General features: G+C 66.9%; 3 protein-coding genes. All 3 read right to left on the reverse strand.

Features of this window, described 5'->3' with window-relative positions; all coding sequences use genetic code 11:
• Positions 1-176: 176 nt before the first annotated feature.
• Positions 177-12,575 carry a filamentous haemagglutinin family protein gene (locus WKB25_RS06330; protein ID WP_340569442.1) on the reverse strand — a complete coding sequence of 4,133 codons (12,399 nt, stop codon included), beginning with the start codon at positions 12,573-12,575 and terminating at the stop codon, positions 177-179.
• A 205-nt stretch (positions 12,576-12,780) separates the two neighbouring features.
• Positions 12,781-13,974, reverse strand: coding sequence for a substrate-binding domain-containing protein (locus tag WKB25_RS06335; RefSeq protein WP_340569444.1), 1,194 nt, complete (start codon positions 13,972-13,974; stop codon positions 12,781-12,783).
• 227 nt (positions 13,975-14,201) lie between these two features.
• Positions 14,202-15,401 (reverse strand): type II secretion system inner membrane protein GspF, encoded by a 1,200-nt coding sequence (gene gspF / locus WKB25_RS06340; RefSeq protein WP_340569445.1) that lies wholly within the window; start codon positions 15,399-15,401, stop codon positions 14,202-14,204.
• Positions 15,402-15,404 lie beyond the last annotated feature (3 nt).

Here is a 15,404-nt window from a genome sequence, read left to right on the forward strand (position 1 = left end):
CCCGCGCCCGGCGACGCCGTGTCGGTGGTCCTCACCGCTGATGGCTGCTCCCTGCCCTCGGTGCCGTCCTGGCTGGGGCCGCCACCGCTCCCTGGCAGCTGGCCCGATCCTCTGTTCTGCGCGTGGTGGGTGCGGACCTTGGTCCGCACCGACCTCCATCCACGCATGGCGTGGATCTACTGCACCTTCTGCTTGCCTGCTTCTGCACGCGCCTGCGGGAACTGGAAGGCGCTGTTGACGTCGTAGCCCGCGGCGGCGGCCGTGTTTCCGCGTGCGGGCGGGTCGATGCTGCTGCTGGCACTGCCGAAGCCCAGGATCTGCACGCTGATCACCGACGGCTGGTTGCGCCGCGCATCGTCCTGGCTCTTGCGCATCACATCCTGTGCAGCCTGGCTGGCGCTGTTGGCCGCAGCGCTTGCCGACGCCAGCGCATTGACGTTCACCGAGGCCAGTACCGGCAGGCCCTTGCTGTCGCCCTGCACCTGGATGTTGGCGGCATTGAGCACCTGCAGTGCCGCCAGGTTGATGTTGCCCGACACACGGATACCCGCCTCGCCTGCATCGATGGTGCCCAATGGTGCGATCAGGTCGACATCACCCGGCGCCACTTCGGCGATCGGGTTCAAGGTTGCGATACCTGCACCGCTGGCAGGGGCCTGCGGCGACAGAATCACGTTGCCCCAGGTGTCGTAGACGCGACGCGGCGGGGTGTACAGCAGCGTGGTCTGCGAGCCGCGGCCGGCATTGATGTCGCCCTGCTCGGACCACGCCAGGATGTCACCACCAAAGGTGGTCATCACCCGCGACAGGCCCAGCAGCACGCTGTCCTGGCTGAACAGACGGATGTCGCCTTGGCCCTGGGTGACCAGGCCCGCGCTGGCCGGAGGCACCACGCCCTGCACGCCCACCACGATCTGTCCACCTGGTGCCATCAGCTCGATGTTGCCGCCCGCCTCGGTGCGCACACCGGAACCGCCATACATCACGATATCGCCAGTACGGTTGATCGTTGCACCATTGGCATCCTTGTCCGGCATCAGCGTGGCGATCGCTTCGCGCCCGCGCAGGTAGGAACCGAAACGCGGCCCGTCTGCATTGGTGTATTCACGACCACCTTCGCGCAGTTCGGCGTAGTAGACCTGGCGCAGGAAGATGCGCTGCTGCTCCTTCGGCAGCGCATCGAACGCAGCCAGCACATCCGTGCCTTCGGCAGCGGTGCCGAAGCGCTGCTGCAGCCACTGCTTCAGTTCCTTGTCGTAGATCTTCACCGCCTTGCCCGGCTGCGCCGACAGCGACTGCGCCGGATCGGCGAGGTTGGCGCTGTCCAGGTAGCGCGCGCGCAGTGCATCGAAATCAATGTGCTGGTTGCCTGCGGTCACCGCAATGCTCGCACCCGGCCGGGTGTCACCCTGCACGATACCGCCAAGACTGGCGATGCTGCCTGCCTCTTCCTGGCGCAGCTGCCGACCTGCACTCACTTCGACGTTGCCGGGGCCGGCCACCGTCAGGTTGCTGCGGATGATGTCCCGGCCCGCCTCGATCCCGCTGATATCGGTACCGCTGGTGTTGAGCGCGGTGACGTTCACATTGATCACGTCACGGCCGGCGCGCAATTGCACTGCCGAGCCTGCTTCATACCAGTCAAACAATGTCCGGTTCGCGGTACCGGTGTTCTTCTCCAACTGCCTGCGGTCACCACTGCCCAAGCCGATGATGTCACCGGCAACGGCATAGAAGCGGCTGGGTGATGTGGGCCGGGACGTCAGCGCACCGGTGGTCGGGGTACTGGGGCCGAACGCGAACAATGGCAGCATCGCCGCCGGGTCCGGACCCTGCACCCCATCGTTCGAGAGATTGTGGCTGACCCGGGTCCGGCTGACGCCCTGCTGGGCCATGAATGCAGGATCAAACGGGCCAGGCAGGCGGGCGTCGCTACCGGAACGTGCAATGCCGGTGGCGTTGGTCGCGGCATGGATCGAGCCCTCGGCCAGAACATCGAGCCGGCCGCTGGCCGAGGGCGCGAGCAGGATCACATCGCCCGTGGTCGCCCCCGGTCCGAGGCCTCGAAGCGAGGCGCTGATGATGTCTCCATTCGCTGCCACCGCGCTGAACCTGGACGGATACAGCCAGTAATTGATGCTGCCGGCACCGGATTGCTCGCGCAGCGCGATGCTTTCGGCGAACATGTTGCTACCGGTTGTGTGCAGACTTCCGGCCAGGCTGGGTGCGAGATTTCCGCCTGCCGAGAACAGGTCCAGCGCAGTGCCTCGGGTCCAGAGCGAGAACCACGTCGTGCCAGCTGCATGCTGGCCATTGCTCAGAACCACGTCGTTGTAGTTGGCTGTGGGTACGCGCCCCGCATCCGCGGCGCCACCGAGAACAATGTCCCCACGGGCCAGCAGGCGGGCGGTGGAATCACCCAGGATGAGCACCGGCCCCGCCATCGCCACCGGCGCGTCGGCCACGAACGGATTCTTCAGGCCCAGCGTTCCGTAGCTGCTCTGTATTGTACTGAGGCCACCGATGCGTGCCGCCTGCAGCAGGGTGCTGCCGCGCAGGTTGGTCACCGCGCCATTGAGATCCAGATCCTGCAGAAAACTCTCCGGCTGCTGCGCGCTGGCGCGCAGGCCAGGATTCAACGCACCGCCACTGCGCAGCGTCAGGTCGCCGCCACCGGTCAGATGCAGCTCACCGTTGCTGACGCGCCCGGTCGCCCCGACCGCCGCGACGATGGCGCTGGAATGAGGCGCGGTCAGCAGACCCAGGGCATTGCCCATCGGGTCGAGCACGCCCGCGTGGCGGCCCGCTTCCAGTGACAGATTGCCGCCTCCCAGCGTGCCGAAGCCGGTGAAGCCGACCATGCGGGGAGCTGCGTCCGCTTCGGCACCCACGGTGCTGTACGTGCCGAAGTTGATCCACCAACTCGTCGGTGTCGCCTGGACGCCTTCGGTGGTGCCCGAGCCCTGCCGCCACAACCAGCCGCCCACGGCTGCGCTTGAATGCCCCGCCTGGTCGCGCTGCGCCGTACCCGATTCGGAGCGGGCAGTCCAGGCGTCGCCGATGATGTCGCGCCCGGCTTCAACCCTGAGATCGCCGCCATGGTCGGGATACCACGCACGGTAACTGGCCAGTGCCGCATCATAGTTGCCCGAGACCTGGTTCCTTCCCAGCAGCGAGGTGTGCCAGGGCGCAGCCGTACGCACCGGATTGAACTGGGGGTCGCTGCCATCGCCCATCAGCGTCGGCGCACCTGCGGTGTACACGCCGAAGCCGGACTTCATCCGCACGTCCTGTGCGGCCAGCAGCGCGAGGTCACCCTTGCCGGTTCGCAGCACGCTCCAGGCAGGGGCGCCCAGACGCTTGCCATAGGTGGTCACTTCGGTCAGCGTGCCACCGCCATAGCAATAACCCATTGCCGCGCAGATCTCCTCTTCCGACATGCCCATTTCGGCACCCAGCTCCGATGCCGGGCGGCCGACCCAGGACTCATCGCCCCACCAAGTCAGTGAGCCTTCCTTGTCGACCAGGCGTGGCGCGGGGCCGCAGTTGGGTCCGAGGTCACAGACTTCGCTCTCGGTCAAACCGAGCTCCCGGGCCAGATCGGCCACGGGCTTCCCCACCCACGATTCATCGCCCCACAGATTCAGCGAGCCGTCCAGGGTGATCACGCGATCACCTTTCCATTCCGTCGTCGTGGTCACCGTACCGATGGTGCTGTAGTGGCTGTCGGCCAGCACGATGCTGCCGTCACTTCCCCAGCGTCGGCTGCGCGGATCGGCGGCCGCCGCATCGGCACCCGCGACAGCAGTCAGATCCCACGACGTGGTGCCTTCGGGCAGCATCGCGGCCAGCGCCCAGTTGCGGCCCTGGCGGCCACTGGCATCTGCGGTCCGCAGCTTCACCGGAGCGTCGCCGGCAAGCTCCACCTTGGTCATCGACGGGATGATGGCACCGGCATGCAGATCCAGCGCTCCGGAGAGTTTCATCGCCATCGGCAGGGCAACGCCGGCCGGCCATACCTGTGCCGCAACCGGCGCCGGCGCGCGAAGGCGGAAACCCGCGCCCAAGCGCGCACCGGCCCGCAGCGTCAGCGCCTGGGCAAGCACAGTGCCGGCCGCCATCACCTGGCCGCCGTCGGTTGTCACCGCTGCGCCCAGCACGGTACCGGCCGGCAGCAACAGCTGCCCGGCCAACGTCATTCCCGCGGGCAGCACGGTTCCAACGGGCAGCGTCACGGCCTCGAACGGCAGTGCATAGTTCAACGTGGCACCCGCACGGAACTCGGTGCCGCGCTGCAGCTGGACCCCCTCCCCGGGCACGATCAGGTCGCCGCCAAAGGCCGTGTTGGGCGCGCCTACGCTGCGTCCCTCCAGCAACACCCAACCGTCCTCATCGGGATTGGCTGGCGGCGGCGCGAAGCCGTCATTGATGCTGCCGTAGACGTTGATATCCCCTTCGGCCCGCAGCACCAGCGCGGCCGACTCACCGAAGCCCCGGCGCGTCGGGTCGATCCGGTTCGACTGCGGACCGTAGCGGTAGCCGGACAGATCGATATCGCCGGCAACCACCAGATCGCCGCGCGGATTGTCGGCGCTGGTCCGCGCCACGACCTGCACGCCAGGACGCAGCCGATGCTCGCCCAGTGCGGTCATGCGCTGCTGCAGGCCGGCGTTGACCAACGCGCCGTTCATCCAGGCGCTGTTGTCCGGGTCCACCACGGTATCCAGCCAGCGCTGGTTGATCACCTGCGGGCGATTGCCGTGCACGTCCGGCGCGCTGGCCAGCGGCGCCGAATCATAGGTGCGGAAGGCGTTGACCTGGATGTCACCCGCGCCGGTGATGCGGATGCCACTGGCCACCTCGATGGCCGCATCATCGGCACCCACGCGCGGCACATTGAGCTTGACGCTGCCGCGTGCGCGTCCGTCATTCCGGCCCGCACCGGCACCCGAAGGCACTGAGGTGCCCGCACGCAGATCCAACGCCGACGCCCCCCCAAGCTGGAGGCCTCCATTGGCCGACGTCAGCTCGATCGTCGCCCGGTTCGGGCTGTCGATGATCTTACCGTAGCTGTCCACGCGCAGGGCGCTGCCATGGGCATCCAGCGCTCCATCCACGCGCAGCACATCGCGTGCCGACAGGCGGATGCTGCCGACCTGTTCACCGCTGGCATCGATGCGGCCGTTGACCTGCAGGCTGCCGCCATCGAGGCTGATATCGACGTGGCGAGCCTTCACTTCATCGCCGATCACCAGGTCACCTTCACTCAGCTGGAAGGTACGGCCACCCGTAATGCCACCGGTCGTCAGGCGCGTGTTGAGCCCGGCAAAGTCCTGCAGGTGGCGCGCACGCAGCACCAGTTCAGCGCCGTCGTAGGGCACTTCGGTACCTCCGGCATCGTAGCGCCCGCTGGCACTGCCCAGCAGTGCTCCGGCCAGCGCCACGCGGCCACCCTGCTTGCCCAATGCCTGCACCGTCAATCGACCACCACGGTTGTTGCGCGCTGACACGTCGATGCGCGATGCCGCATCAGTGACGATGTCGCCCGTGCTGGACGACAGTGTTGCATCTCCGCCCCAGCTGTACTTGTCCACGTCATACAAGCTGACCTTGCGGCCGGCCAGGTCCAGCACGGCACTGCTGCCCAGAGTGATTCCCTCCTGGGCGCTGGCATCGAACCGGCCGGAAGCCAGTGCAACCTGGCTGTCGATCGCAATGCGCTCGGCCTTGATCGACAGTTCTGCGCCGAGCGCATCATTGCCTGCGGTGGCAGCCGCTCCCCGCACCTGCACGTTGCCACCACTGCGTATCGCCAGCTGTGCGCCTGCGTCGCCTGTCAGCAGTGGCGTGATGATATCCAGCGCGCCCCCCGTGCGCTGCCAGCCGGTGCCAGCCACGTAGTCGCCCTGCTGCTGGAAGACATCGAGGCTGCCTTTGCCGGAGAACAACATCCGCTCGGACGCTACCAGCGATACCCCGGCAAAACCGAGGACCTGGCGATCTGCGGCCACCGACGAACTGGGCCGGGTGAACGGCGCACGACCCAGTTGCAGCGCACGCGTATTGATCTCCAGCTGCCCACTGCCGAGACGGCCGACCATCGCCTCCCCGCCTGGCAGGGCCTGTTCGCCGCCCGGCAAGGTCGTGCCTGCCAGCGTGCCGTCCCATACCAGGGTGTCGGCAAAGATGCGCGCGCGGTCGGTGGCGGCACCGTAGCCGTGGATGGCCGGCGCACCCAGCACCAGGCTTCGCAGGCTGCTGCGCCCGGTCGCGCTGTCACGGGTGTCCAGGTCAACACTGCCGAACACATTGATCGCATCACGCGCGGTCAGGCTCAGAGCTTCCAGCGCAGGCGCAGCGGACGCCGTGCTGCCGCGCAGCAGCCGTTGCAGGACTTCCTGGTTCATGGTCATGCCGGCCGGCAATCCGCCCGTCGCCGCTGCCGCTGCAATAGCCTCGGCACTGCCCAGGTTGAGCGCGGACATGCCCAAGCCCAGTTGGCGAGTGCCATAGCTCACCGCATCACCGATGTTCAAGGCGCCGTCGGTGACCACATTGATGCTGCCAGCAGACAGCAAACGGGTCTGCCCACTGCAGCCCGCCACGCAGCCACCGATATCGATCGCCACCGCCCCTGCCGCCAAACCGCCCTGTGCGCTGAGCGCCGTCAAGCGCTGATTCGATACTGCCAGCAACCCACCCGAGACCAGATAGGGCGCCGTGGTCTGGTCCACACGCGAGGGATCGGCCAGGGACAGGGTGTCGATCGAGGCGCCTTGCTCCAGCAGGATGCCCTTGCCTCCGAAGGCGGCAGCGAGCAGCACTTCCTGTGCCACCAGATTGACGCCGCTGCGCACGGCCAACTGCGTTGCGCTGCCTTCCACCGAGTTGGTGGTCGCGTCACGGCGGAACGTCCCGCCGATCAGCATGATCTCCGGCCGCATTGCATTGAGCGCCGCGTCGAAGACGGTCGCTCCGCGCTCCGTGCTGGTGCTGCTGCCCTCTTTGACAATCTCCAGCGATGCACCGTCCGGCGCAACGAGGTTGACCGAAAGAATCCCGCCGCGCCCCTGCGCGCCGCCTGGACTGAAGCGTGACAGTCCACCAAAGGTGACGGCCGGCGTGCCCATGCGACCCGCGCCATCGCCGAGCATCAGGCTGAGGTTGCCGGCATCTACGGGTCGCCAGCGCAGCGCTTCACCGCGACGTTCAGCCACGCCCTGCACGAATGTGCCGTAGGATGTTTCGTTGTAACTGGCATGGCGCCGCACGGTCTCCGCAGGCGTCAGCAGCAGATCGGTGAGCAGCGGCGAGACCGACCCACCGAAGCCCTGGCCCTGATGCCCGCTGAGCCGCCAGGATCCGGTGCTGGTCTGCACCGGCTGGCCACTGCCGATCGCGTTCTCCACGCCGATCTCGACGCGGAACGCGCCGGGCTGCAGGGCGTAACTGGCCGGCAGCAGCGTGTAGGTGCCGGCCGGCAGCCCTGGTACGCCTGCGGGTACGGTGATCTGTTGACCCACTCGCGGGTTGGCGCTGCCGTCTGCTGTCGCCAGCGGCGCCTGCGCGTCCGATCGCTCCGGCACGATGGCGTAGACCGCATTGCCAGCGTGACTGAAGCCATAGCGCGGATTCGCATCCGCCAACGTGTGTCGCAGGATATCGACCGAGCCGCCGCGCCCGGCCACGAAGGCAGCGCCGGACAACTCACCTCCGCCGGAAACATCCACGACGCTGCCTGTGGCGCCGTTGAACGCATTGGCTACGATGTTCACACCAATCGGGATATTGACCGATCCGGGGTCAAGCACATTGAATTCGGCACCGGCCTTTCGCCAGGTCACACCGTCCACCGTGCCGCCGAATGGCAGCGTCAGGCCGGCGCCACTAATGGAGGTCACGCTGCCGGCAAGCAGATCGACACGGCTGGCACGACCCGAGTTGAACTCCTGGCCGCCCAGCTGCACATGGCCCCACGGCGCCTGCACATTGCCGCCCTGCACCACCGCCGCCGCCACCAATTCCAGGCTGCCGAACGCAGAATCCGGTGCCGGTCGCGCACCGCCCGCAACACCATGGATGCGCAGTACGGCGTCGGGGTTCTGCCAGGTCGGCAATCCCGAAGGGCCGATGGCGGGAACGCCGGCTACGATGCGACCCTTGGCCTGGGCAGCCGGATAAAGGCGCGCAGCGCTGATATCGATCGACCCCGGGCTTGCAAGCGTGGACTCCCGCGAACTGCTGGCGACCGGCGCCAGCATACGGATGTCGCCGCTGCTGCGCAGGTCGACATGATCGAAGCTCGCCAGCCAGCTGACATCGCGCAGATCGATCAGATCGGCCGTGACATCGAAGCGATGCTGCTTCCCTGCGTCGAATGACGCCTCCTCCGGGCGCAGCGTGCCTTCCCCGGCCGGCTGCCACCAACGCCCCTGTGCAAGACGGACGTAAGGCGCACTCAGCTGCAGGCGGTTGCCCTCGCTGTTGCCCAGTGCGAACCCCAGGGAGCGTTCATTCACGCCGTGGATCCGCAGGCTCTGGTCCATGCGCAGATTGACATCGCCCTGCGCCCGGATGTCACCGAACAGCGAGAGATGATCGAAGCCGCCTGCCTTGATCTGCTGTACAGACAGCACAGCATGGCCATACTCCAGGCGGTCAGGTAGGTCCTGCGCCCCTTGCATGGCCTGGGTGAGCGAGATCACACGCGGTGCCAGCACCTCCTTGTTCATGGCCGTCCCGCCATAGGTGCCACCACCGAACGCCACACCCAGGGTGCCGCCCCGGGCGCTATCACCGCCTGCCGATGCGTCAAGCACACCCTGCAGATACAGCGCATTGGCCGCGCGCAGCACGATGCTGCCGCCGTCGCTGTCCACCTGCGTGCGCCCGCTGCCGTCGATATCAAGCAACGCCGAGGCGCCGGAAGCCTCCAGCCGCGCGCCACGCTCGACGACCACCAAGGTATCGGGCGGCAGGTGGCGCACGTTGTCCTGGTCTTCCCAATCCAGTGCGCCGCCGATTTCGATGGTGCCACCCTTGCGCACCTGCCCGCGCAGCTGCCTGCGCGCATCGGCGGAGGAAACCACGTCGCCGCTCACATCCAGCAGCGCCCCGTCGGCGATCGTCCAGCGGCGCTCACTGCGTGTATCGGCGCGCACGCCGGAGGCATCGAAGGCCTCATCCACGCGAATACGGCCACCGGCTGCCTTCAGGGTACCGGCCACGTTGATGTCGCCGGAACTGAACAATTCGATCGACTGCCCTGCGTCGACGTTGAGCACGGCATTGTTGCCGATGCGCAGATCGCCAACCGACAGCAGATGTCCCGCGCGCAACGTCAGGCCTGCGCCAGCGCGCTGGCTGATTCGACCGCTGGCCGGATCAACCATGTACAGCGGGGGCGTCCATGCCTGCAGACCCTGCTCGCGGCTCGATGCACCCTGCGCGCCTTCGGCCAGGCGCAGGACCGGCTGTTCCACATTCAACTGCACGCCGTCTTCAACGGTCAGCCCGTTGTGGCCACCGATGTCGTAGCGGGAGAAGCCGCTGCTGAACAGCGGCGCCGGCAAGTGCAACGCTTCCGACGTCGGCGCTTCACCACCAATGACGACCTTGCCCCCGGTCGCAAGGTTGAAGGCGCCGCTGCCGCTGCCGAACGCACTGAAGCGGACGCCATCGCTGATACGCAGCCGACCACTGCCATCGGTGGCGACATCGGTGCTGGCCGCCAACAGGCTGACGCTGCCGCCCTTGCCTACCCGGCCCTTGCCCTTTGCATCGATGCTGCCACCAGCATCCACCGAAATACGTGCGCCCTCACCCACGGTGATGTCATGGCTGACATTGACGCGTAGCTGTCCACCGTCAATCCACGCCTGCGTGGCGCCCCCATCCGACACGGCAAGGGGACTGCTCCAACCACCAGCAAGATCAAACCCTGCACCAGAGGCAACATCGACCGCGCCACGCCCGGCGGACAGCAACGCAGTGGGTCGACCGAGCACCGGAAGCAGGTTTCCGGCCTCCACCTGGCCACCCGCGATCTGCACGGTGCCGCCGAAGCTGATCCGGCTACCGGTGAGAGCAAGCTGCCCACCCTCCTGCAGCCTGAGCGTGCCATCCAGTTCAACCTGTCCCGCCGAGGCAATGTCGACGCGGCCCCAGCGCTGCGCGCTCAGGACATCGCTGTCCAGCGACACCGTGTTGCGCTGCGACTCCTCCAGCGGCACCTGGAGCGATACCTGCCGCGAATCGGCCGGGTACTTTCCGATCCATACGTGGGAGTCATAAACCGCATTGCGGCCGGTGTTGTCGTAGCGGCCCAGCCAGAGTTGAGCGTTGCGGGCGGCCGCCGTCTGCGCCTGCGCGTATCCATCCCGCTCCTGGTCGGGGCGGCGCGTCTGTTGCAGGCCTTGGAAGGCAGCCGTGTCCACCTGCCCCTGCAGAACGGCGGTAGGTGCCGAGATCAGCAGCCGACCCGCATCGCGCCCTACGGTATAGCCATTGTCATAGCGTTGCCCCGGTGCCACCACCGGATTGCGGAACGACTCGGTGACGCCCCAGCGTTCCTGCTTCACTTCAAAGCCCCGGTACAGGCCGTCGTACAGCATCTCTGCCGGGGCATCATCAAGACGGTACAGCTGGCCGTCGCGGCCACGCAGCCAGCTCTGCTGGACCACGCCAGACTGCACATCCAGGCTGCCACCCGCCAGATTGATGCGCGAACCAGCGTGGCTGACAACCTCCTTGCCTGCCAGCTGGACGGTGCCGCCCTGCGCAGCCCATTCGCCTATCGAATGCCCCTGGTTGTCCAGGTAGCCGCTCACTTCCAGCAAGCCGCCACCGGCATACCAGCGGGTGCCTTCATAGCCACCCGTACCTGCGGCCACCTCCGTCAACTGGCGGCGGTCGATCCACACCTCGCTGCTGACCAGCTTGCCGCTGTCACGGTTGTCCGGCGAATCGCGCAACTCATTGCCCTGAACCTTCACCTTGACGTTGTTGCTTTCCATCGCCACCTGCACACCGACCGCACCGGCCACGTCCACGTGGGCGCCATCGTCCAGATAGCTGCGGCGGCTCGCATCGGAAATCACCTGGCCTCCGGTCGCCACCGCCAGCGAGCCAGCCTGGAAGTTCACATCGCCGCCGGAAACGATCTCGATGCGCGATTGCTCGCGACGATCCTGCAGGCGCGAGAGATTGTCGAAGGTGCCACTGTTGCTCGCGCCACGCAGCTTGTCCTGCTCGCCGGATTCCTTGATGAGCGCATCACGCTGGCTGTCCAGTGCCGTGCTCTTTCCATCGTCCTCCAGCAGCACCGCGGTCGTCGAGCCGGAGGCCAGGGTCACGCTGCCCGCCGCATCCGACGCCGAGTTCAACAGGTGCACCGTACCGCGCTGATTCAGCGTGGTGGTCGCAACCGCAACGCCGGCCTGTTCGACCGCGCGGCCGGCCAGGGTGATGTCGCCCTCGCGTGCCTGGATCAGACCGCTGTTGCGAACGCTGCCGGCCGTGCTGTCAGCGACGAAGCGCGGTGCGATCTCGTTGCCACGGGTGGTCGATGCAGTGTTCTGCGCCGTGCCCACGCCACGGCGGATCACGAAACTGTCGCCGGCGGCAAGCTGGGTCTGGCCTTTGCGCGTCTCGATCTGGCCCGCGTTCTCCACGCTGTGCCCAGCCAGCAGCACGTAGCCACCGCCCCGCGTTGCCGTGGTCGGCTCGTGCGTGGTGATGCGTGCACCGCGTTCGACCATGACTTTGCCTACGGCGTCGGTCAGCGCCGAGGTGTTCGCGTCGGCACTGTACAGACCCTGCTCACGGAACTGCGCGTCGCTGATGCGCGCTGCCGCCGCCACCAGGTTGCGGACATTGACCTGGCTGTTGTTGCCGAACACCACACCGTTGCGGTTGGCCACGAACACCGTGCCATTGGCCTTCAGCTGGCCAAGGATCTGGCTGGGCCGTGCGTTGGGGTCGTTGACCCGGTTCAACACCGCCCAGTCGGGGTTCTGCAGGAAATTGAGGGTGGTGTTGCCACCGATGTTGAAGGTTTCCCAGTTCAGGATCGCCTGGTCAGCGGTCTGCTCGATGCTGACCTGCACCCGGCCATCGACGCCCCGCGACTGGGTCGCTTCGCGGGCATTGATCCAGCCCCGGGTCAGCGGATTCTCGTCCACCTTCAGGCCGTCATTGCCCAACCCATCAGCCACCACGAAGCCCGCCTCGCGTCGCGCCTGCCTGGCCTGCTCCTGCATGCGCTGCTGCAATGCGATGGCCTGCGCGGCCGTGCCGAGGTTGTCGATCGACTGCTGCAGTTTCTGCCGCGCTGCATCCTGCTGCTGTGCAGGCAGCTGGAACTGGATCGGCACTCCATTGGGCATGCGGCCGCTCTGCGCTGCTGCACCCTGGGCGGCGCCGCGGTCGGCGAACCAGCCGGGGCTGAACGCCTGCTGCGCCTGGCTGGCCGGAGCCACCACGCTGCCCAGGGCCACGGCGACGGCCCAGGCCATAGGGTGGCTGCGCCACAGGGCAGCAGGGAAACGGGTGGTGGGCGAATGCGGGTGCGACATCGGGGACCTCGTCAACCTGATGGGCCGCGTCGTCGGCGGCGTGTACGGATGGACCTGCGCGATGGCACGCCCTGCACCTCATAGACGGTGGCGGCGGCGTGAAGGCGACAGGCGCATCACTGTCATGCAGTGGACATACGCAGAAGGCGCCGGCATTGCTGCCGGCGCCCTTGTGCGTTTCCTGCAATTACCGAGACAATCGCAGTTACAGCGGACGGCCGATGCCCGAGCAGGTGCTCGGATTGTTCACGGCACCGGCATTGGTAGCGGTCGCGAAGCGGGTGCGGACCGCATCGCGCCAGGCCTTGGTCAGCGGGATGAACTTGTGCGCGCGGATGGCGGCGTCGTTCGGGCCCTGCTCGACACCGTTGACCACGGTGCTGCCGTAATGGCGGGTCAGGAAGCCGCGCACGTTGGCGCCCACGGTGGCGTTCTTGTAGCACTGGCCGAACACGAAGTTGGTGTAGCCAGCGATCGGATAGCCCGCGCTCGGGTTGCCGAACACCGGCACCCAGTTCGCCGGGTTCTCGGCAGCGGCACCGGTCGGCGGCGCAGCGGTTTCCAGCGTTGCCTGCACGCTCACTTCATCCGGCGAGAAGCCCTTGACCTTGGCGATCTTGGTGGCATCGGTCAGGCTCGGGATCACGTCCGGGCCAACGTAGCCGACGCGGCCGTCAACGGCGTACACCGCGTTGTACAGCGAGCTGCCACCGGTGGCCGGTGCGGCGATGAAGTTCGACGGCACGGTGGTGAACAGGTTGGCGAAGGTCGACTGCACCGAGAACGCCGGCACGCCGTTGGTCAACTTCAGGTTGGTGCCCGACACGTCAGCCGGCTGGCAGGCGGTGGTCAGGAAGCGGGTCAGCAGTTCGCTGGTGCCGCTGCTCTCGCCGCGGTAGACGACCTGGATGGCACCGGTGCGGCCCAGGCCCGCCAGCTGGCTCCAGTTGGTGACCTTGCCGGAGAAAATGCCGCAGATCTGGGTGACCGACAGGTCAACGGCCGAGCCGGCCTTGTTGAACGGGATGGTGACCGAGGTGGCGACCGACGGGATCTGCACCAGTGCGCCGTAGCGGTTGGCATCGGTGGAGACATTGTAGGTGCTGTTGTAGGTGCTCAGCTCGGTGCCGCTCAGCACCGAGTCGCTGCCGGCGAAATGCACGGTGCCGGTGGTCGAGAACAGCGCCGAGTTGTTTTCGAGGAAGGCCTTCTTGCCGGTGCCCGAACCGGTCACGGCGTAGCTGAAGTTGGCCGGCAGGATGCTGTCGGTCTGGCCCTTGTACAGGTCGGCCGGCAGCGAAGCACCGCCGCCGGTGACAGCGGTCTGGGCCGAAGCGGCACCGGCAGTGGCGAGCAGCGCGGTAGCAACCAGCGCGGCCAGAGTCTTGTACTTGTTCATGATCTTCTCCTGAAGGGTTTACTGCGAAGGTGAAACACCAAGGGAGGAACGGTCACTACACGCCTGCTGCCGCCGAGGGCCTCCCAGCCCACTCTGCGGCGACAGGGACATGCTGGTCGCCGCCGATGACAGGCCGCTTAAGAAACCTGTGGAAGATCGAAAAAAGGTGTGGATGATTGTGTGGAGAATCCGGACGTCGGTGGATCCACGCCATGCGTGGATGCACGTCATTGCACCAGCTGGTTCATTTCCATGATCGGCATCAGCACGGCCAGCACGATGGTCAGCACCACGCCGCCCATCACCAGGATCATCGTGGGCTCCAGCAATGCGGTTAGCGCCATTGCACGGCGTTCAATCTCGCGCGAGATGGTCTGCGCAGCGCGGTCGAGCAACGGTGCCAATGAACCGGTCTTCTCGCCACTGGCCACCAGATGCACCAGGATCGGCGGATACACCTTCTGCACCTTCAGCGCAGCGCCAAGCGAAGTACCTTCGCGCACGCGTGCGGCCACATCCTCGGCACAGCGCGCCAGCAGCGCGTTGCCCAGTGTCTGTCGCGCGGCGTCCAGTGCACGCAGCAAGGGCACACCAGCATCAAGCAGGATCGCCAGTGTCGAGGCGAAGCGTGCGCTGTTCACGCCCAGCACGAAACGGCCCACCATCGGTACGCGCAACAGCAGGGTGTCCCAGCGCAGGCGCAGATCCGGCCGCCGCAGTGCCAGCCGCCAACCCACCACCAGCGCGCCGATGCCCAATCCCGTCCATACGCCCCACGCGCGTACGAAAGCACTGGCCGCCAGCATCACCTGGGTCAGCATCGGCAGCGTCTGCCGCGCCTGCACGAACGCAGTCACCACCTGCGGCACCACGTAGCTGAGCAGGAAGATCACGATCGCCACCGACACCAGGCTGATCGCTGCCGGGTAGATGAACGCCGTCAGCACCTTCGCCTGCAACGCGTTGCGCTCTTCGATGTAGTCGGCCAAGCGCTCCATCACCCGCGCCAGATCGCCGGAATCCTCACCGGCACCCACCAGGGCACGATAGATCGCGGGAAAGTCGCGCGGCCGTGCCGCCAACGCCACGGTCAACCGTTGACCGGCGCGCACATCGGCACGCACCTCGGTGAGCGCCTGCGCAACGTGCGGGCGTTCAGCCTGTTCGATCACCGCGCTCAACGCGCTTTCCAGCGGCAGGCTGGCGGCCAGCAGGCTGGCAAGTTGCCGCGTGGCCCAGGCCAGTTCGCTGGCCGACAGCCTGCGCGTGCCCCAGCCACTGCCGGCATTGCGTGCGGCTGATACCTGTACCGGTGTCAGCCCACGCCCGCGCAGTTGCTGGCGCACGCCGCGCGCGTTATCGGCGTCCAGCTGTCCTTTCTCTATGCGCCCCTGTGCGTTGGCGGCCTGGTAATCGAACAGTGCCATGCG

The organism is Stenotrophomonas sp. G106K1, assembly GCF_037969685.1.
Lineage (GTDB): Bacteria > Pseudomonadota > Gammaproteobacteria > Xanthomonadales > Xanthomonadaceae > Stenotrophomonas > Stenotrophomonas lactitubi.

What these genes read in the sequence shown, in the direction of transcription:
- WKB25_RS06330 (WP_340569442.1), bottom strand. Translation starts at nt 12,575, where the DNA reads ATGTCGCACCCGCATTCGCCCACCACCCGTTTCCCTGCTGCCCTGTGG.
- WKB25_RS06335 (WP_340569444.1), bottom strand. Translation starts at nt 13,974, where the DNA reads ATGAACAAGTACAAGACTCTGGCCGCGCTGGTTGCTACCGCGCTGCTC.
- gspF (WP_340569445.1), bottom strand. Translation starts at nt 15,401, where the DNA reads ATGGCACTGTTCGATTACCAGGCCGCCAACGCACAGGGGCGCATAGAG.